The organism is Bradyrhizobium sp. B025 (assembly GCF_042257955.1).
In the GTDB taxonomy this organism is placed as follows: domain Bacteria; phylum Pseudomonadota; class Alphaproteobacteria; order Rhizobiales; family Xanthobacteraceae; genus Bradyrhizobium; species Bradyrhizobium diazoefficiens.
The window spans coordinates 5,980,503-6,000,069 of the sequence record NZ_CP170150.1 but is presented as its reverse complement, the minus strand read 5'-3'; the positions used below and the strand labels follow the sequence as shown (position 1 = coordinate 6,000,069).

Genomic DNA, 19,567 nt, shown 5'->3' with positions numbered 1-19,567 from the left:
AACAGGATCATGAGCGACGCAAAGCCGATCTGGATCAGGGACCCCCTGGCCATCCTCGCCGACGGCGCCGGGCGCGGGATCGTGGTGAAGGATGGCCGGATCGTCGAGCTCGTGCCGGCCGGCGGCGTGCCTGCGACGGCGGATGTCGCGGTGTTCGACGCGAGCGAACACGTCGTGCTGCCGGGCCTTATCAACACGCATCATCATTTCTACCAGACGCTGACGCGGGCGCTGCCGGCGGCGATGGACCGCGAGCTGTTTCCCTGGCTCCGGGCGCTCTATCCGGTGTGGGCGAGGATGACGCCGGAATCGCTGGAGCTCGGTGTGACCGTGGCGATGTCCGAGCTGCTGCTGTCGGGCTGCACCACCACGACCGATCATCACTACGTGTTCCCGGCGGGGCTCGAGGAGTCCGTCGATATCGAGGTCGGAGTCGCAAAACGGCTCGGCGTGCGCGTGCTGCTGACGCGCGGCTCGATGAACCTGTCGCAGCGCGACGGCGGCCTGCCACCGGACAGCGTCGTGCAGGACGAGGACACGATCCTCGCCGACAGCGCACGCGTCGTCGCGAAACATCACCAGCGCGGTGCGGATGCGATGGTGCAGATCGCACTGGCGCCTTGCTCGCCGTTCTCGGTGACGACCTCCCTGATGCGCGCGACCGCCGATCTCGCCGACAAGCTCGACGTGCGCCAGCACACCCATCTCGCCGAGACCGAGGACGAGAACAAATTCTGCCAGCAGATGTATGGCTGCCGTCCGCTCGACTATCTCGAGCAATGCGGCTGGCTCAACGCGCGGACCTGGCTCGCCCACGGCATCTTTTTCAACGCCGACGAGATCAAGCGGCTCGGCAAGGCCAGGACGACCATCAGCCATTGCGCCTGTAGCAACCAGCTTCTGGCGTCCGGCTGCTGTCCGGTCTGCGAGATGGAGGATGCCGGTGTCGGGGTCGGCATCGGCGTCGACGGCTCGGCCTCGAACGACGGGTCGAATCTGATGCAGGAGGTGCGGGCCGCGTTCCTGCTGCAACGGGCGCGCTACGGGGTGACGAAGGTCAGCCACAAGGATGCGCTGCGCTGGGCCACCAAGGGCTCGGCGGCCTGTGTCGGTCGGCCGGAACTCGGCGAGATTGCCGTGGGCAAGGCGGCCGATCTGGCGCTGTTCAGGCTCGACGAGCTGCGTTTCTCCGGCCATGGCGATCCCCTGGCCGCGCTGGTGCTGTGCGGGGCGCACCGGGCCGACCGGGTCATGGTGGCAGGACAATGGGCCGTGATCGACGGCGCGATTCCGGGACTGGATGTCGCCGATCTCATCCGCCGCCACAGTTCCGCGGCGCGGGCGATGCAGGCGGGATAGGGGCGGACTAAAAAGAGGGGGCAACCACAAGTGCCGGGTGCTTGTGGCTACCCCCTCCGAACCTCCTCCGGGAGGAGCAGGTGGTCCAGGCAATGCAAGAAGCGTGCTACTTGCCCGGCAGCTTGTCGTCGATGCCCTTGACGTAGAAATTCATGCCAAGGATCTGGCCGTCAGCGAGATTGGCGCCGCCCTTGCACTCGACCTCCTTGCCGTCCTGCCCAACGATCGGGCATTTGAACGGATGCAGCTTGCCGGCGGTGATCGCGGCCTGGGCATCCTCGGCCATCTTCTTCACGTCGTCGGGCATGTTGGTGTAGGGCGCCATCGCGAACATGTGGCTGTCGAGGCCGCCCCAGGTGTCCTCGGACTTCCAGGTGCCGGCCAGCTCGGCCTTGACGCGCTCGATGTAGTAGGGGCCCCAGGTGTCGAGGATCGAGGTCAGCTGGGTCTTGGGCCCGAACTTGATCATCTCGGAATCCTGGCCGAAGGCGAGCTTGCCGCGTTCGCTGGCGATCTGCATTGCCGCCGGCGAGTCGGTGTGCTGCATGATCACGTCGGCGCCCTGGTCGATCAGCGCCTTGGCGGCGTCGGCTTCCTTGCCCGGGTCGAACCAGGTGTTGGCCCAGATGATCTTGACCTTGATGTTCGGATTGATGGTCTGCGCCGCGAGGATCGTCGCGTTGATGCCGGAGACGACCTCGGGAATCGGGAACGAGCCGATATAGCCGAGCACGCCCGACTTCGACATCTTGGCCGCGATCAGGCCCTGGATGTAGCGGCCCTGGTACCATTTGGCCGAATAGGTCGACATGTTCTTGTCGCGCTTGTAGCCGGTGGCGTGCTCGAAATGCACGTTCGGATACTTCTTGGCGACCTTCAGCGTCGGGTCCATGTAGCCGAACGAGGTGGTGAAGATCAGCTTGTTGCCGGCGCGGACGAGTTGCTCGATGGCGCGCTCGGCGTCGGGACCTTCAGGGACGTTCTCGAGCGTCGTGGTCTCGATCTTGTCGCCCAGTTCCTTCACCAGCGCCAGGCGTCCTTGTTCGTGCTGGTAGGTCCAGCCGAGGTCGCCCACCGGGCCGAGGTAAATGAAGCCGACTTTCAGCTTGTCGGCGGCGGAGGCGGCACTGACGCTTCCGGCAAGCAGAAGCCCGGCAGCCAGCGCAAGAAGTGATTTTCTCATCATCAATCTCCAGATAGTCGGGGAAAGCCACGATCCGCAGCGTGCGCGCCCCATCGCGCCCGCCGCGGAAATGAAAACTCAGCGGTCAGGCACGAACACGGTGCCGAGCGCGGCCGGCGCGGTCGAGCCGCCGGTGCGCGCGCGGGACAACAGGACTAGGACGATGACGGTCGCGAGGTAAGGCAGCGCCGACATGAATTGCGAAGGAATGCCGACGCCCCAGCCCTGCGCGTGCAGTTGCAGGATGGTCACCGCGCCGAAGAGATAAGCACCGACCACGAGCCGGCCCGGCCGCCAGGACGAGAACACCACCAGCGCCAGCGCGATCCAGCCGCGACCCGCGGTCATGCCCGGAATGAAGAACGGCGTGTAGGCGAGCGGCAGATAGGCGCCGGCAAGGCCGGCGCAGGCGCCGCCGAACATCACGGCGAAGGTGCGGATGCGCAGCACGGGATAGCCGAGCGCATGCGCCGAGACGTGATTGTCGCCGCAGGCGCGCAGGATCAAGCCCGCCCGCGTGCGGTACAGGAACCACCAGACGCCGATGATCAGCGCGATGGAGAAATAGACGAAGGCGTCCTCGCCGAACAGCACGCGGCCGACCAGCGGAATGTCGGTGAGGCCGGGAAGGGCGAGATGCGCAGCCGGCGTGATGCGCTCGCCGACGAAGCCGGCGCCGATCAGGCCGGAGAGCCCGATGCCGAGAATGGTCAGCGCGAGGCCCGTTGCGACCTGGTTGACGGCCAGCCCGAGCGCCATCAGCGCGAAGATCAGCGACATCAGCGCGCCCGCGACGATGCCGAACAGCGCGCCGACCAGAATCGAGCCGGTCAGCCAGGCGCCGGCAAAGCCGCAGGCCGCGCCGACGATCATCATTCCCTCGACGCCGAGATTGAGCACGCCGGAGCGCTCGGTCACGAGCTCGCCGGTCGCCGCGATCAGGAGCGGCGTCGAGGCGGCGAGCACCGCAAGGATGATGGCTTCAACCAGTTCCACTGGCCACCTGTCGGTTCGGGAACACCAGCTTGAAGCGGTAGAGGATGAGGGAGTCGCAGGCGAGCACGTAGAACAACAGAATGCCCTGAAACACCTTGGTGACATCCAACGGGATCTTCATCGCGATCTGCGCCTGCTCGCCGCCGATAAAGGTCAATGCGAGAAAAAGACCTGCAATTAATATTCCAAGCGGGTTCAGCCGGCCGAGGAAGGCGACGATGATCGCCGTAAAACCGTAGCCTGGCGAGATGCCGGGCTGGAGATGCCCGACGGGACCCGCGACCTCAATGATGCCGGCAAGGCCCGCGAGCGCGCCGGAAACCGCGAAGGTCAGGATGATCAGCTGGTCGGCGTTGAATCCGCCGAACCGCGCCGCGCGGGGCGCTGCGCCGACTACGCGAATCTCGAAACCCTTGATGGTTCGTCCGAGCAGGATCGCTGCCGCCGCAACGACGAGCAGGGCGATGATCGAGCCGAGATGCAGCCGGCCGCCTTCGATCAGCAGCGGCACCGTCGCCACCGGATCGAATTCGGCGGTGGTCGGGAAGTTGAAGCCGTGCGGATCGCGCCAGGGGCCGCGCACGAGATAATCAAGGAAGAGGTCGGCGACATAGACCAGCATCAGGCTGGTCAGGATTTCACTGGCGCCGAACTTCACCTTGCAGATCGCCGGGATCAGCGCATAGAGCGCGCCTGCAGCGGCTGCGAGCACGAGCATGGCCGGCAATACCCAGGCCCCGGCGTCAGTGCCTTGCGTCTCCACCGCGATCCAGCTTCCGGCGACCGCGCCGATCAGGAATTGCCCCTCGGCGCCGATGTTCCAGGCATTGGCGAGATAACAGAGCGACAGGCCGATCGCGATCATCACCAGCGGCGTCGCCTTCACCGCGATCTCCTGGAGCGAATAGCCGTCGGTCAGTGGCGCGATGAAATAGGCATGCAGGGCGAGGAGCGGATTCTTGCCGAGGATCGCGAACAGGATGGTCATGGTGACGATCGTCAGGCCGATCGCGATCAGCGGCGAGACCAGAGCGATCGTGTTGGAGCGCTCGGCGCGCTTCTCAAGCACCAACTGCATGCGCGGCCTCCTTCGGCTCCAGGCTGCTGCCGCCCATCAAAAGGCCGAGTTTTTCGCGGGTCGCTTCGCTTGTTGCGAGCGGCGCCGACAGGTGGCCGTGGAACATCACGGCGATGCGGTCGGCGATCTCGGCGAGCTCGTCGAGGTCCTGGCTGGTCACCAGCACGGCCGCGCCCGCGGTTGCGAGATCGAGCAGCGCCTGGCGGATCACCGCGGCGGCGCCGGCGTCGACGCCCCAGGTCGGCTGGCTGACCACCAGCACCGCCGGATTGCGCAGGATCTCGCGTCCCACGATGAACTTCTGCAGATTGCCGCCGGAAAGGCTCGCAGCCTCCGGATCGCGCTTGGCCTTGCGCACGTCGAAGGTTTCGGTCGCGCGATCGACGGTCTTCAGCGTCGCGGCGGTGTCGATGAAGCCGCGATGAACCATGCCGCTGGCGGCGTGCCCGGTCAGCAGCGCGTTCTCCGACAGCTTCATGCGCGGTGCGGTGCCGTGACCGAGCCGCTCCTCGGGAACGAAAGCGGCACCCAGCTTGCGCCGCTGCGTGATCGACAGATGCCCGGCGGCGATGCCTTCGATCACCACCGTGCCGGGGTCCTTGGACAGGCGCTCGCCGGAGAGCGCGGCGAACAGCTCGTCCTGGCCGTTGCCGGCGACGCCGGCGATGCCGAGAATCTCGCCGCCCTTCAGCTCGAACGAGATGTGCTCCAGCCGAACGCCGTGCGCTTCGCTCGGCGCGAGCGAGAGGTCGTTGACGACGAGCCGCGGCACGGTGGTCTTGCGGCCGGCGGGCGCTTTGACCTCCTTGATCTCGCCGCCGACCATCATGCGCGCGAGCGAGGCGGCGGTCTCGAGCCGGGGATTGCAGGTGTCTACTTTCCTGCCGCCGCGCAGGATCGTGGCGGTGTCGCAGAGGCGCTTCACCTCCTCCAGCTTGTGGCTGATGTAGAGGATGGCGCGGCCTTCGGCCCTCAGCCGCTCCAGCACGATGAAGAGCTGGTCGGCCTCCTGCGGCGTCAGGACGGCGGTGGGCTCGTCCAGGATCAGGAATTTCGGATCCTGCATCAGCGCACGGACGATCTCGATGCGCTGGCGCTCGCCGACCGACAATTGCCAGACCTCGCGTCTGGGGTCGAGCGGCAGTCCATAGGTCTTCGACACCTGCTCCAGCCGTGCCGACATGTCCTTGAAGGATTCTTTCCCATCGAGGCCGAGCGCGACGTTCTCGGCAACGGTGAGGTTGTCGAACAGCGAGAAATGCTGGAACACCATGCCGATGCCGCGGCTGCGAGCTTCCGACGGGCCCGACAGCACGATTCGTTCGCCCTGCCAGCGAATCTCGCCGGCGCTGGGTTGGATCAGCCCGTAGATCGCCTTGACGAGCGTGGATTTGCCGGCGCCGTTCTCGCCCAGCAGCGCGTGGATTTCCTTCGGCCAGATATCGATGTCGATGGAGTCGTTGGCGAGGAAATCCCCATAGCGCTTGGTGAGCCCGAGCGTCTGAAGCAGCGGGGACTCGCCGGAATGCAGGCCGTTAGGCGTCGGATCTAACATTCGCTGATGCGCTTGCATGGGGTGAAGTGCCTCAATAGTGAGCTAGTTTGAACCGCCGCGTAAGGTGTGAAAAAGCGTCATCCCTTGCTCAACGCTTCGGCAGGCGGTTGATGACGGCGAGTCGCCGCTCTCGCCGTGCGCGGATCGTGCTCCAGCGCCTCAGGACTGTCCTTGCGGGCGCGGCTTGCGCGTGACGTCTGTTGCAAATTTGTGACGGTTCAAGCCAAATCGGAACCGGCTGTGCAGGCTTGACCTGAAGTTGAGCAAAGTCGCGCCACCACGCGTATGCATTTGCGGACCGACGTGACGACGGCCGCCGATCATCATGTCTGCCCTTTCGCTCCGACATGAAAGGCGAACAAAATCAAACGGGAATGTTCGGCAATGGCCCGCCTTGCCTTGCCGCATGCAGGCAGGTGGGAGCGCACAAGAATCCTCAAAACTCCGCGGAGAAGAGCCACCGGCTGCCGAAACAAGCGGCATGCCTTGAAAAAAGTTGAGGCTTCTCACCCCGGGAGATCGGCGCAAGTGTCGCACCCAAGGGACGTTCATTTTTACGTGTCCAAACTTGGGGGTATTCAGGATGTCGTTTCGCTTCAAGGCAATTGCAGCCGCCGCGCTGTCACTTGCTACGCTCGCTACCTCTGGCCTGGCCCAGGCGGCGGATCTGCCGGTCAAGGCTGCCAAGAAGCCGGCCGACCTCCCGTTCTTCCTGGTGATCGACAACCGCGTCACGTTCTCCTGGATGCCCAAGGGCACCGACCCCGGCATGTGGAGTGTTCGCCCCGACGGCAGCATCAACGGCACCACAGCCAAGCAGGTCTACTCCTTCACCCACTTCGACCTCTGGGCCTACGGCACCAACTTCTTCACCATCTCGATGTTCAAGTCGGGTCACAATGACCCCGCCAGCCCTTGCCTCGCGCCCGGCGTGAACATCGGCGGCACCGCCAGCGACTGCGCGGGTGCGACCGAGATCTATGGCCTGTTCCGCTCGACCTTCGGCTGGAACGAGATCTTCAACACAAAGGCCTTCACCATGGGGCCGCTGCACAACATCTCGTTCGAAGTCGGCATGGACGCCAACACCGAGAACACCTTCCTCGCGCCCGCCAAGCGCGACGTCGTCGCCGGTCTCCAGTTCGCCTTCGACCTTCCCTACAAGGGCTACATCAACGTCGCTCCGTTGATGTACTGGGAGTTCTCGAACCACAACGCCTTCACCCAGTGCGGCCTGTTCGGACCGGGCGTTGCGGGCGTGACGTGTAACTCGGACGGCAATGTCAGCTACAACCCGACCTGGGCCGTCGAGATCAACTACTACATGGACCTCGGCTTCCTGCCGCCCAACATGCAATTCTGGTCGATCAGCGGCCGCGCTGGCTGGTACGGACCGAAGGGCGACTCGAACGGCCTTCCCGCGCTGTCTGGCACCGGCATCTTCAGCACCAAGTCCAAGACCGAGCTGAACAGCGAACCGATCCGCCTGACCTTCGATGCCTCGAAGGCGGTCTGGGGTGACAAGTACTCGCACTTCGTCGACCTCTGGGTTGCCTACCGCTACTGGCAGAACAAGTTCGGTCTCGACCACAACGCCATGGCGGGTGTCTGCACGGTCGCCGCGACCGGCCAGAGCACCAAGAGCTGCACCGAATCGACGGTCTACGGTGGCATCACTGTGAAGTTCTAATCGGCTGAAGACTCCAAGCTGCAACGATGGCGCCGCGCATGACCCGTGCGGCGCCATTTGTATTTACGGGAAGACGCTGCCGTAGGGTGGGCAAAGCGAAGCGTGCCCACCACTTCTGCTTCGATTGCATTCAAATGGTGGGCACGGCGCAAGAGCGCCTTTGCCCACCCTACGCTTCCGAGTTTGTGGTGGCGGCTACTTCGTCCACACGCCGTCGTGCAGCACCTCGGCCTCGTCCTCCAGCAGCGGCCCGACGACTTCCGTCGGTCGCTGGCCGCTGGCAAAGACCGTGCGGCAGGGCAGATCGAGGGTCGGGTTCTCCGGGTGGTTGCCGGTGACGCCGCGCAGGCGGTGCTCGCTGAGGCCGTAGACGACGCGGCCGATGCCGGCCCAGTAGATCGCCCCGGCGCACATCGCACAAGGTTCTGCCGAGGAGTAGAGCGTGGCCTTTGCGAGCACCTCGCGACTGAGCGTGCGGCAGGCCTGCGTGGCCGCGAGGCGCTCGGCATGCGCAGTGCCGTCGCAATCGGGCATGTAGCCGTTCTCGGTCTCGATCAGCACCTTGCCGTCCGCACCGACGACGACGCAGCCGAAGGGATGGTTGCCATGGGTGAGGGAACGGCGGGCGACCGCAAAGGACAGACGCAGAAAGTGCTCGTCGCGTGCGCCGTCCATCGGTCCTCCGCAGTCAGTGTCCCGCCATGTGCCGGCCGACCACGGTGAGATCGGCTTCGCTGGTTCGTGCTTCATACACGAACTCGCCGTGGAACATTACCACGAGGCGATCGGACAGTTCGAGCAGTTCATCGAGGTCTTCGCTGACGAGCAGCACCGCCGCGCCGCGGTTGCGGGCCGCCATGATCTCGGCGTGGATCTGCGCCACCGCCGCGAAGTCGAGACCGAAGCAGGGATTGGCGGCAATCAGCACCTCGACGTCGCCGCCGAGCTCGCGGGCCAGCACGGCGCGCTGGACATTGCCGCCCGAGAGCGCCGAGATCGGCGTATCGGGCGTTCGAGTCTTGATCTTGTACTGCCCGATCTTCTTCATGGCGTCGTTGCGGAAGGCGCTGCGATTGAGCCACCAGCCGCCGCTGGCGAACGGTGCGCGGTCGAACTCGCGGAAGGCGATGTTGTCGGCGACGCTCATGCCGCCGACACAGGCGTTCTTCAGCGGCTCCTCGGGCAGCAGCGACATCTTGTGGCGCCGCATTTCCTCGCGGCTGGCGTGATAGGGATCGCCGGCGACGCGGACCTCGCCGCTCTCGGCCTCGCGCTGGCCGGCCAGCACCTCGACGAGCTGGCGCTGGCCGTTGCCGGAGACGCCGGCGATGCCGACGATCTCGCCGGCGCGCACGGTGAGGGAAACGTCATGGACGGCAATGGCGCCGGCGTCGTCGAGCGCGCGAATTTTTTCCAGCTCCAGCCGCGCCTGGCCGGCTTCGCCGGTGCGCGGCGGCTGCACCGTCAGCTCCTCGGCGCCGATCATGGTGCGCGCCATCGCGTCCGGCGTCAGCTCGGCAACCTTGCCGGCTCCGGCGAGCTTGCCGCGGCGCAGGATCGTGACCTCGTCGGCAAAGGCCATGACCTCGCGGAACTTGTGCGTGATCATCAGGATCGTCAGCTCGCCTTTGACGACCATGTCGCGGAGCATGCCGAGCACCTCGTCCGCCTCCGCCGGCGTCAGCACCGAGGTGGGCTCGTCCAGGATCAGGAAGCGGCGCTTCAGATAGAGCTGTTTCAGGATCTCGCATTTCTGCCGTTCGCCGGCCGAGATGTCGGAGACTCTTGCGGAGAGCGGCACCTTGAAGGGCATCCGCGCCAGAAAGGCCTCGAGCTGCTTCATCTCCTTCGACCAGTCCACCACGGCCGGCACATTGTCACGTGCCAGAACGAGGTTTTCGGCGACCGTCATGGCCGGCACCAGCGTGAAGTGCTGGTAGACCATTCCGAGGCCGAGGGCGTGAGCGTCTTTCGGGTTGGCGATCGCCTGCTCGCGGCCGCCGACGATGATGTCGCCCTCGGTTGCGTGGTAATAGCCCATGATGCACTTGACGAGCGTCGACTTGCCGGCGCCATTCTCGCCGAGCAGCGCATGGAATGACCCCGGCCGCACCTTCAGCTCGACATTGTCGAGCGCCAGGAAATCGCCGAAGCGCATGGTCATGGCGATGGCGTCGACGCCGAACGCGCCTGAGGGCGGAGGCGTTTCGCCGATGATCACGAAATCGCTCCTATGAAGGCCTCGGAGGTCGAGACCGCGCCGAATACGCCGCCCTGCATCTTGATCATCTTCAGCGCATGATCGTGATTGCTCTTGTCCGTGGCGCCGCAGCAATCGTGCAGCAGGACACATTCGAAGCCGCGGTCGTTGGCCTCGCGCATGGTGGTGTGGACACAGACGTCGGTGGTGATGCCCGTCAGCACGATGTTCTCGATGCCGCGCACGCGCAGGATCAACTCCAGGTCGGTGGCGCAGAACGAGCCCTTGCCAGGCTTGTCGATGATGGGCTCGCCCGGCAGGGGGCTAAGCTCCTCGGTGATGTCCCAGCCGGGCTCGCCGCGCACCAGGATACGTCCGCAGGGTCCGGGGTCGCCAATGCCGGCGCCGATCTGCCGCGAGCGCCAGCGCTTGTTGGCGGGCAGGTCGGAGAGATCGGGACGATGGCCCTCGCGGGTATGGATGATGTGAAAGCCTTGGGCGCGCATCGCCGCGAGCAGCTTCTTGATCGGCTCGATCGGCGCCCGCGTCAGCGAGATGTCATAGCCCATCTTGTCGACGTAGCCGCCGACGCCGCAGAAATCGGTCTGCATGTCGATGATGATCAGCGCCGTGTTCTCGGGACGGAGGTCACCGTTATAGGGCCAGGCATAGGGCTCGGACTTGATGTAGCGCTCGGGCATGGACGACCTCGTTGCGTGTCGCGTGTTACCGTGTGATCGAGAGTTCGGCGGGCGCGCCGGTCAGCGTGCGTTTGGGCGAGCAGGTGATGATCATGATCGCCAGCGTCAGGATGTAGGGCGCGGCGTTGAAGAGGTGATAGCCTGAGGTGACGCCGACCGATTGCAGTGCCGGTCCCAGCGCCGCGGCGCCGCCAAAGGCGAGCGAGGCCCACAGGCAGAGCAGGGGATCCCAGCGCGCGAAGATGACAAGCGCGACCGCGGTGATGCCCTGCCCGGAGGACAGGCCCTCGTTCCAGCTTCCGGGATAGAACAGCGACAGGAACGAGCCGCCGATGCCGGCGAGGAAGCCGCCGACCATGGTGGCACGCAGGCGGATCAGCAGCACGGAATGGCCCATGGCGCGTGCAGCGTCAGAGCTTTCGCCGGCGGTGCGAATGAGAAGGCCCCAACGTGTGGTCCGGAAGGCCCAGTAAAGGATCGGCGCGAGCGCGACGCCGATCAGGAACAGGACATTGACGCGTAGCGCCGCGCGGACCTGCGGGATGTCGCTCCACCAGCCGAAATCGATCGCGGGCAACCGCGGTGCGGTGGGCTCGATCAGCGGCTTGCCGAGATAGAAGGCAAGCCCGGTGCCGAACAGCATCAGGGCGATGCCGACCGCGACGTCGTTGACGCGCGGCAGCGAGCAGATGCCGGCATGCAGTGCGCCGAGAAGCGCCCCGGTGATGCCGGCGGCGAGCACACCCAACCATGGTGATCCCGAGAGATAGGAGATGCCGTAGGCGCTCATCGCGCCCATCACCAGCGTGCCTTCGAGGCCGAGATTGATGCGGCCTGAGCGCTCCGTGATGCATTCGCCCAGGCTCACGAACAGGAAAGGCGTGGAGACGCGAATGGCTCCGCCGAGCACGGCGAGCGGGACGGTCCAGAGTCCGATCGATCCGTCTGCCATCTCAGGATCTTCCCTTCAAGAATCCGATGCGGCCGTAGAGCGCATCGCTGGCCAGCACGAAGACGAAGATGATGCCCTGGAGCACCAGCACGGAGGCGTCGGGCAGCCCCAGGCGGCGCTGCAACAGGCCGCCGCTGGCGCTGATGCCGCCGAGCAGGATCGCGACGGGGATGACGGCGAGCGGATTTTGCCGCGCCAGGAACGCAACGAGAATGCCGGTAAAGCCGTAGCCAGCCGCGAGATTGGCGTTGGTGCGCCCCTGCACGGCCGCGACCTCGACCATGCCGGCAAGGCCTGCGGCGCCGCCGGCGAGGAAGCAAACGGTCAGGATCAGCTTGCTGACGCCGAGGCCGACGATCTTCGCGGCGCGGATGTTGCCGCCGGCGACCCGCGCAGCGAAGCCGAACACGGTGTGATAGATCAGGATGTAGGCGGCGATCGCCGCGATCAGGCCGAAGACGAGACCCCAATGCACGTCGGTGCCGGGGATGGAGCCGATCATGTTGGCGGCACCGATCTCGCGGGTCGACGGCTTGTTGAGGCTGGCGGGATCGCGCATCAACCCCTCGACGAGATGGTTGAGGATCGCGAGCGCGATGTAGACGAGCAGCAGGCTCGAGATGGTCTCGTTGACGCCGCGGTACTGCCGCAGCGCGCCAGATAGCATGATCCACAGACCGCCACCGATTACGCCGGCGATGACCATGGCGATCTGCACGACGAGCGGCGGCATGCCTTGGAGTGCGAGCGCAGCACTCGTCGCGGACAGCGCGCCGATCAGCAGCGCGCCTTCCCCGCCGATGATGACCATGCCGAGCTGCGCGGGCAGCGCGGTGCAGAGCGCGGTGAGGATCAGCGGCGCAGCACGCGTCAGCGTGTTCTGCCAGGAGAACCAGGTGCCGAAGGCGCCGTAGTACATGTAGAAAAAGAGGTCGAGCGGGTTCTTGCCGAACATCGCGACGAAAATGCCGAAGACCACGAGCGCGCCGGCGAGCGCCGCGCCCGGGATCAGGATGTACTCGATTGTCGCGCCGTGGCGCTGGAGGAATCCCGGATCGGCGGCCGGGGCAATTGTCCCGGCCGCCTCGGCGGAATCCGCCGCTTCCGTGGTCACGAAGTCGCTCCGATCACGCCTTCGACGAGATAGTCCATCTTCTCCAGTTCGGGATCCTTCTGGCCGCGATCGGTGCCGGCAGGGATCATCGTCTTGCCCTTGTTGTCGACGAGCCCTCCCTTGAAGATCGCGTATCCTTCCGCCGACAGGAACTTGGCCTTGATGTCGTCGGCATGCTTGCGCGCCTCGGCGGAGACGGCTTCGCCATAGGGCGAGGTCTTGACGATCTCTTCCTTGAGGCCGCCGCGATAGAAGTTCGGGATGCTCTCGCCGGCGGCGATCATCTTGACGAATTTCGGATAGAGCGCTTCCCAATTCCACTCGGCGCCGGTGAGATACGCCTTCGGCGCGAGCGGCGACTGGTTGGTGTGATAGCCGCAGACGAAGGCGCCGCGGCGCGCCGCGTTCTCGACCATCGTCTTCGGCCCGTCGACGTGGCAGGTGAGGACGTCCACGCCCTGGTCGATCAGGCTGTTGGTGGCTTCGGCTTCCTTGACCGGCATAGACCAGTCACCGGTGAAGATCACCTGCGTCGTCGCCTTGGGATTGGCGAGCTTTGCGCCGAGCGCGAAGGCATTGATGTTGCGCAGCACCTGCGGGATCGGCTTTGCGGCGACGAAGCCGAGCTTGCCGCTCTTGGAGGTGTAGCCGGCGACGATGCCGGAGATGTACTGGGCTTCGTCGATATAGCCGAAATAGCTGCCGGCGTTCTTCGGGTCCTTGTCGGTCCAGAGGCCGCCGCAGTGCTCGAAGCGCAGCTTCGGGAACTTGTTGGCCATCTTGATCATGTGCGGATTGTAGTAGCCGAACGAGGTCGGGAAGAGCAGGGTGGCGCCATCGAGATTGATCATGGACTCGATCGTCTTCTCGACCGCGTCGGTCTCCGGCACCTTCTCTTCCTCGACGACCTTGAGGCCGGGAATCTTCTTAAGCGCTGCCGCGCCCTGGGCATGCGCCTGGTTGTAGCCGTAGTCGTCGCGCGAGCCGACATAGATGAAGCCGATGGTGGTGTCGGCCGCGAAGGCCGGGCGGGCGCCCGCCGCCGCGCCGAGGGTGAGGGCGGCGCCGCCCTGCAACAAACGACGTCGTGAAATCCTGCCAATATCCATTGCTTGCTCCCCTTGGCGGATGCCCCGCCTTGATCTCGCGGCCACCGCCGGTTTGGCGGAGCCGGGATGAGTTGTCGCAAGCTTTGTGCCAGAGGCTATGAAGTGTGCATAGCGATCCAAGCATTTGAAAAATAAATGATATATATCTTGTTGGAATCCTGCTGAGGGAAAATAGCAGTTCAATTTATAGGCAATATCGTTCTATTGTATGCAGTGGCGTTGAGCAGTCTTAACCAGCTCTCGCATGTGCATGACTGGCGTCGGGCAGCCTGCCGGCGAGGCGCATTCATGCTAACCACGCGCTGATTGGGACGGCGCCGGCCGCATTATTTTGCTGGCACCGAACTTGTATCGATCGCCGCCAGGACGCGGTCCCAGAAGATGGAAAGCTCGACCGAGATGGGTGCTGCAACCGCCGTTCACGATGCATCGCTCGGCAAGGAGATCGTTCGCCGCATCAACGAGCTCGGCGCGATTTCGGAAGAGACCGACAAGCTCACCCGCATCTATCTCAGCAAGGAGCTGCGCGCCGCTGCGGATCTCATCCTCGGCTGGATGCGTGAGGCCGGCATGAGCGCGCATCTCGATGCGATCGGCAATGTCTGCGGCCGCTATGAGGGCGAGCGGCCGGGGGCGCCCTGCCTGATGCTCGGCTCGCACTACGACACCGTGCGCGACGCCGGCAAATGGGACGGGCCGCTGGGTGTGATCACGGCCATCGCCTGCGTCGCCGATCTCAATCGCCGCGGCAAGCGCCTGCCGTTCGCGATCGAGGTCATTGGCTTTGCCGACGAGGAGGGGGTACGTTTCGCCTCAACGCTGCTCGGCAGCCGTGCGGTGGCCGGCACTTTCGACGAGAGCGTCCTGAACACGCGCGATCGCGACGGCGTGTCGATGCGCGATGCGCTCGTCAAGTTTGGCCTCGATCCGGACCATGTCGGCGCGGCCGCGCGGGCCCGGCGCGAGTTGTTGGCCTATCTCGAATTGCACATCGAGCAGGGTCCGGTGCTGGAAGCACAGAACCTGCCCGTCGGCGTTGTCACCGCGATTGCGGGCGCGACACGGCTGGCCGTGCGGCTGAACGGCATGGCCGGTCACGCCGGCACCGTGCCGATGGCGCTGCGCCGTGACGCGCTCACCGGCGCGGCCGAATGCATCGGCGCGATCGAGCAGTTCTGCCGGACCGACGAGGGCGGCCTGGTCGGCACCGTCGGCTACATCCAGGCGAGGCCCGGCGCGACCAATGTCATCCCGGGCGAGGTGTCCTTCACGATCGACATGCGCGCGCCGACCGACATGCACCGCAAGCGCGCGGTCGCCGACGTCGTCAGGCAGATCGAGGCGATCGCTAAGCGCCGGCAGCTGGAGCTCCAGCTCGATGTCACCCACGAGAACCGCACCGCACCCTGCGCGCCCTGGCTGAAAGACCAGATCGCGCAGGCGATCGCCGCGGAAGGCGTTTCCGTGTTCGACCTGCCGAGCGGGGCCGGGCACGACGGCATGGCCATGATTGACATCGCCGATGTCGGCATGATTTTCGTCCGCTGCCGTGGCGGCGTCAGCCATCACCCGGACGAGCATGTCGAGCTCGCCGACGCCGACGCCGGCGCACGGGTGCTGCTCAGGGTGATCGAGAATTTCAGGCCGCGGGAGGATCGCGCCGGCGCGAAGTGACTATCGGGAGCCCGCAGTCATCGGGACGAGACACGAATCAGTCACGCTTGGAACGGTGGCCGGCCATCGCCGGGATCCCGAGACACCAGGCGCACATGAACAGCGATATTTCCTTGCCGTCACATCGCGGAAATCGGTTTTACCAGGGTATGGCCGCGACCTTTGCCGCCAACGCTCTTCAGGCCGTCAATTTTCTCGGTGATCGATTCCTGAGAAAGTCGCATCCTTCGTTGTCGGCCATCGAGGATCTTTATCGGCACTCGATGGACAGCGCCTTCTCGGTGACCGAGTCCTTTCTCGTCACGGGAGCGCCGCACGCATCCGCCTATTACCCGCGCGACTTCGCCTGGTTCTACCCTGATGTCCTCGACCCCGAGACCATCATGGATGCGCAGGACGCGGTGCGGCGGGCGCGTCTGCTCGAAAAGAGCGTCCGTCTGTTGCTGGAGGCGGTTCGAGCCAACGTCGTCACGACGACCATCGTCCCGGCGGGACACGCACGGTATCTCGGCGTGAACTATTTCTCGCGCCCGTCGGACACGCTGCTCGGCATTCTGGCCGGCCTGCGGCAGATGATCTCTGCCGAGGAGAGAGCGTCGTCCTATCTGGCGATGTCACAATGCGCGCATGCCGGCCGCTTGCTGCTGGCCGAATACGGCGGCGACCTGAAGCGCGCGATCCTTCAGCTCGCGCGTGAGCTGGAGCCGTTCGACGACGACGGTGTCAGGTATTTGCTCTGCGACGCCCGCGCGCCGCGCTCCGCGGCGACGGACACGCGTGCCGAGCGCAGGCGTTTCGTCACCAACGCCTGCGTCTACACGACGTTCGTATGGGGCGTGGAGCTCGGGGTCGTCGACGAGAATGAGCTGAAGCGGCTGCTCGGGCACGACCTGGGGCACTACAAGAGGGACCTGCTCCGCCTGTTCGGCAAGGGCGGCTATATCAGGCACTCTCTGGATGGCCCGGCGGGCTCGCCGGTGTCATCGGTCGCCCTGGACTTCGTCAGCGTGCATCGCGGATTTTGGGATATGAGCGAGGCAAGCGAGCGCGCGCTGTTCGCGGCCACGACGGATCTGATCATCGCCGAGCCGCGTTTTCGCATCCCCAGCACGTTCCATTTCCTGGTGTCCGCGGATAATCCCCGGAACAAGATGATCCACAAGATCGCGGCTCCCGCCTATCAGGGGCGTTCGTCCTGGCCGACCTTCAACGTCGAGTTTGCCGATCGCATGCTCGACTACGACGAATTCTCGGGAGGCGATACCTATCGGGCCTGCGCCCAGGGGATATTGAAGGACATCCGGACCGCGACCGAGGTCCATGGCGGTTATCAGGAATTGATCTCGGAGCATGGTCTGAAATATCGCACCTGGGCTTACAAGGGCGCCGTAGCTCACTCCTGGTTTCCACGCTTCCTGTCCGTTTGGAGGAGGGCGTATGGAACGCCGCTCCTCCAGTGGAACGATTGATCCGGAGCGCTAGCCCGCCGTCACGTCCACCATCTCGCCGCCTTCGAGCACCTTGGCCGCCTTGGCGCGGTCGAGGTCGCCTTCCCAGGCCGCCACCACCACCGTCGCCACGCAGTTGCCGACGAGGTTGCCGAGCGCGCGGGCCATGCCGATGAACCAGTCGACCGAGAGCACCAGCACGAGGCCGATTGCCGGAATGCTCGGCACCGCGTTGAGCGTCGCGGCCAGGATCACGATGGCGGAGCCCGGCACGCCGTGTGCGCCCTTTGAGGTGATCAGCGAAACGCCGAGCACCAAGAGGAGATCGCCGAACGACAGCGGCGTGTTGGTCGCTTGCGCGATGAACACGACGGCAAGTGTGAGGTAGATCGAGAAGGCATCGAGGTTGAACGAATAGCCGGTCGGGATCACGAGGCCGACCACGGAATCCTTCACGCCCATGCGCTCCAGCTTCTTCATGATCTGGGGCAGCACCGCGTCGGAGGACGCCGTTGCGAGCACGATGGTGAGCTCCTCGCGCAGGTAGGCGAGGAATTTGAGGATGTTGATTCCGGCAAGCGCCATCACGCCCCCGAGCACGCCAAGCACGAAGATGCCGACCGAGACGTAGAACAGCATCACCAGTGAGACGAGCTGCTTCAGCGAGCCGACGCCGTATTTGCCGACGGTGTAGGCGACTGCGCCGAGCACGCCGAGTGGAGCGACACGGACGATAAGCCCCATGACGCGGAACAGCACGGTGGAGGCTGCGTCGATGATGGAGGTGACGAGCGCGCCCTTCTCGCCGCCGACGAGCGCAAGACCGACGCCGAACAGCACCGCGAAGAACAGCACCTGGAGCACGTCATTGCGCGACAGCGCATCGAAGGAGGTGGTCGGGATCACGTTCATCAGAAAGGCGCCGATGCCGCCGCCGGACAGCTTGTGGGCGTTGTCGGCGTAGGTGTTGAGCGCCTTCGCATCTAACGTCGACGGATCGATGTTCATGCCGTGGCCGGGGCCGAACAGGTAGGCGAGCAGCAAGCCGACCACGAGGGCGACCGTCGTCATGACCTCGAAATAGACCAGCGCCTTGACGCCGACCCGGCCGACCTTCTTGAGGTCGCCGGCGCCGGCAATGCCGTGGACGACGACACAGAACACGATCGGCGCCACGATCATCGAGATCAGCTTCAGGAAGGCGTCGCTGAGGATCTTGAGCCCGATCGTGAAGTCCGGAACGGCCATTCCCAGGATGACACCAAGCGCCAGCGCGGCCAGGACCTGGACGAACAGTGAGGCGTAAAGCGGCTTGCGCTCGGCGGCCGGGGCCGCGGCAATGGTCGACATGGTGAACTCCCCCAATTTGGCGCGTCTCGGGCGTCAAAAGGAGCAACTACCGTGCCAGAATGTCGCGGTCGGAGCCGAAAACGGCTCTATTCCGCCGCCTTCGCCGTCTTGCCGTACATCCGTGTCGGTGCCGGGAAGCCACAGGAACTGCCGTCGGTGACCTTGACCTGGTCTTCCCACGGCAGGCGGAAGGTGCCAGCGACCATGTCCTGCATGAAGGTATAGGGGCAGTCCATCGCGCCGCCTTTCACCGCGACATAGCCGCGGTGCCAGAGCTGGTAGATGTTGTTCTCGACGCCCCAATTGATCCGCGCCTCGCGCACGAGATCGGGCCGCACCTCGGCGGTGATGATCTCGTCGGCGCGACCGGTGGTGCCGTGCGCCAGCACCGCGCCGTCGAAATTGACGATCATGCCTTCGCCCATGGAATCGAACGAGCCATCGCTGCCGCACATGCAGACATTGGCCGTCACCATCAGATTCTGGAACGAATTGGCCTGGTTGGTGAAGCGCCAGGCCTCGCGGATCGGCGCGGTGTAGCCCGCAGTGCGGATCATGATCTCGGCGCCCTTGTAGGCGCATTCCCGCGCCATCTCCGGGAACATGCCGTCATGGCAGATGATCAGCGCGATCCTGGCGCCTTTCGGACCCTCGATCACGGGAATGCCGATGTCGCCGGGCTCCCACGGCTCGACCGGAATCCAGGGATGGAGCTTGCGGTAGTACAGCTTGATCTCGCCGTGGTCGTCGATGATCAGGCCGGAATTGTAGGGATTGCCGTGCGGGTTGAACTCCATGATGGAGAAGCAGCCCCAGATCCTGTTGTCGACGCAGGCCTTCTTGAAGGCCGTGACTTCGGGTCCGTCGAGCCGGCACATGATCTCGGGATTGGTGTCCATCGAGAGGCCGTGCAGCGAATATTCGGGGAACACCACCAGATCCATGGTGGAAAGGTTGCGGCGCGCCTTGCCGACCATCCAGACGATACGCTCGGTCTGCCTTGCCAGATCGGCCCGCGTGACGACGTTCGGCAGTTGCAGCTGCACGAGCCCGATGACCACGCCCTCAGGCGATTTGTTCAACCCGCCAAGCCCGTTCATGATCAGCTCCCTTGCTGGAACCAGAGCGCCGCGCCGCTGCGTGCGATCGTTTCGTGGA

General features: G+C 65.0%; 16 protein-coding genes. 4 read left to right on the top strand and 12 right to left on the bottom strand.

The window, feature by feature from the left end; all coding sequences use genetic code 11:
• The first annotated feature begins 9 nt into the window (after positions 1 to 9).
• A complete protein-coding gene (locus tag ACE10W_RS28155; protein ID WP_271552147.1) occupies positions 10 to 1,359 on the top strand; it encodes an 8-oxoguanine deaminase in 1,350 nt (449 codons plus the stop codon).
• Between the two features lie 106 nt (positions 1,360 to 1,465).
• On the opposite strand, the gene ACE10W_RS28150 is transcribed toward ACE10W_RS28155, so the two are convergent.
• The 4 genes from ACE10W_RS28150 to ACE10W_RS28135 form a co-directional block, all read right to left on the bottom strand.
• A complete protein-coding gene (locus ACE10W_RS28150; RefSeq protein WP_028174403.1) occupies positions 1,466 to 2,542 on the bottom strand; it encodes a BMP family ABC transporter substrate-binding protein in 1,077 nt (358 codons plus the stop codon).
• A 78-nt stretch (positions 2,543 to 2,620) separates the two neighbouring features.
• Entirely contained in the window at positions 2,621 to 3,538 is a 918-nt protein-coding gene (locus ACE10W_RS28145; RefSeq protein ID WP_028174404.1) for an ABC transporter permease, read from the bottom strand.
• Complete coding sequence (locus ACE10W_RS28140) at positions 3,525 to 4,616, bottom strand: ABC transporter permease (RefSeq protein WP_271552148.1); 1,092 nt, start codon at positions 4,614 to 4,616, stop codon at positions 3,525 to 3,527. Before ACE10W_RS28140 ends, ACE10W_RS28145 begins: the two co-directional genes overlap by 14 nt.
• On the bottom strand, positions 4,600 to 6,171 hold the full coding sequence (locus tag ACE10W_RS28135; protein WP_011088896.1) for an ABC transporter ATP-binding protein: 1,572 nt from the start codon (positions 6,169 to 6,171) through the stop codon (positions 4,600 to 4,602). The genes ACE10W_RS28140 and ACE10W_RS28135 overlap by 17 nt, the downstream gene beginning before the upstream one ends.
• 583 nt (positions 6,172 to 6,754) lie before the next feature.
• On the opposite strand from ACE10W_RS28135, the gene ACE10W_RS28130 reads away from it, so the two are divergent.
• Positions 6,755 to 7,861, top strand: coding sequence for a hypothetical protein (locus ACE10W_RS28130; RefSeq protein ID WP_375762213.1), 1,107 nt, complete (start codon positions 6,755 to 6,757; stop codon positions 7,859 to 7,861).
• Between the two features lie 195 nt (positions 7,862 to 8,056).
• Here ACE10W_RS28130 and ACE10W_RS28125 read toward each other — a convergent pair whose 3' ends face one another.
• The 6 genes from ACE10W_RS28125 to ACE10W_RS28100 are packed head-to-tail and all read right to left on the bottom strand — an operon-like array spanning position 8,057 to position 13,937.
• The gene (locus ACE10W_RS28125) at positions 8,057 to 8,536 is read right to left on the bottom strand and encodes a nucleoside deaminase (protein WP_110116803.1); all 480 of its coding nucleotides are present in this window, start codon (positions 8,534 to 8,536) and stop codon (positions 8,057 to 8,059) included.
• A 13-nt stretch (positions 8,537 to 8,549) separates the two neighbouring features.
• A complete protein-coding gene (locus ACE10W_RS28120; protein WP_182872232.1) occupies positions 8,550 to 10,082 on the bottom strand; it encodes an ABC transporter ATP-binding protein in 1,533 nt (510 codons plus the stop codon).
• Positions 10,079 to 10,762, bottom strand: coding sequence for a cysteine hydrolase family protein (locus tag ACE10W_RS28115; RefSeq protein ID WP_182872231.1), 684 nt, complete (start codon positions 10,760 to 10,762; stop codon positions 10,079 to 10,081). Before ACE10W_RS28115 ends, ACE10W_RS28120 begins: the two co-directional genes overlap by 4 nt.
• A gap of 25 nt (positions 10,763 to 10,787) precedes the next feature.
• The gene (locus ACE10W_RS28110; protein WP_011088891.1) at positions 10,788 to 11,714 is read right to left on the bottom strand and encodes an ABC transporter permease; all 927 of its coding nucleotides are present in this window, start codon (positions 11,712 to 11,714) and stop codon (positions 10,788 to 10,790) included.
• A gap of 1 nt (position 11,715) precedes the next feature.
• Positions 11,716 to 12,828, bottom strand: coding sequence for an ABC transporter permease (locus ACE10W_RS28105; protein WP_182872230.1), 1,113 nt, complete (start codon positions 12,826 to 12,828; stop codon positions 11,716 to 11,718).
• Positions 12,825 to 13,937 (bottom strand): BMP family ABC transporter substrate-binding protein, encoded by a 1,113-nt coding sequence (locus ACE10W_RS28100; RefSeq protein ID WP_182872229.1) that lies wholly within the window; start codon positions 13,935 to 13,937, stop codon positions 12,825 to 12,827. Before ACE10W_RS28100 ends, ACE10W_RS28105 begins: the two co-directional genes overlap by 4 nt.
• A gap of 399 nt (positions 13,938 to 14,336) precedes the next feature.
• Between ACE10W_RS28100 and ACE10W_RS28095 the strand changes: the two genes are divergently transcribed.
• Entirely contained in the window at positions 14,337 to 15,611 is a 1,275-nt protein-coding gene (locus ACE10W_RS28095) for an allantoate amidohydrolase (RefSeq protein ID WP_182872591.1), read from the top strand.
• A 95-nt stretch (positions 15,612 to 15,706) separates the two neighbouring features.
• Positions 15,707 to 17,080, top strand: a complete 1,374-nt coding sequence (locus tag ACE10W_RS28090) for a hypothetical protein (protein ID WP_028174414.1) — start codon at positions 15,707 to 15,709, stop codon at positions 17,078 to 17,080.
• 9 nt (positions 17,081 to 17,089) lie between these two features.
• Here ACE10W_RS28090 and ACE10W_RS28085 read toward each other — a convergent pair whose 3' ends face one another.
• Together ACE10W_RS28085 and ACE10W_RS28080 are read right to left on the bottom strand one after the other, a co-directional pair.
• On the bottom strand, positions 17,090 to 18,409 hold the full coding sequence (locus tag ACE10W_RS28085; protein WP_375762212.1) for a dicarboxylate/amino acid:cation symporter: 1,320 nt from the start codon (positions 18,407 to 18,409) through the stop codon (positions 17,090 to 17,092).
• Positions 18,410 to 18,495: 86 nt separating this feature from the next.
• A complete protein-coding gene (locus ACE10W_RS28080; RefSeq protein ID WP_011088885.1) occupies positions 18,496 to 19,509 on the bottom strand; it encodes a formamidase in 1,014 nt (337 codons plus the stop codon).
• Positions 19,510 to 19,567 lie beyond the last annotated feature (58 nt).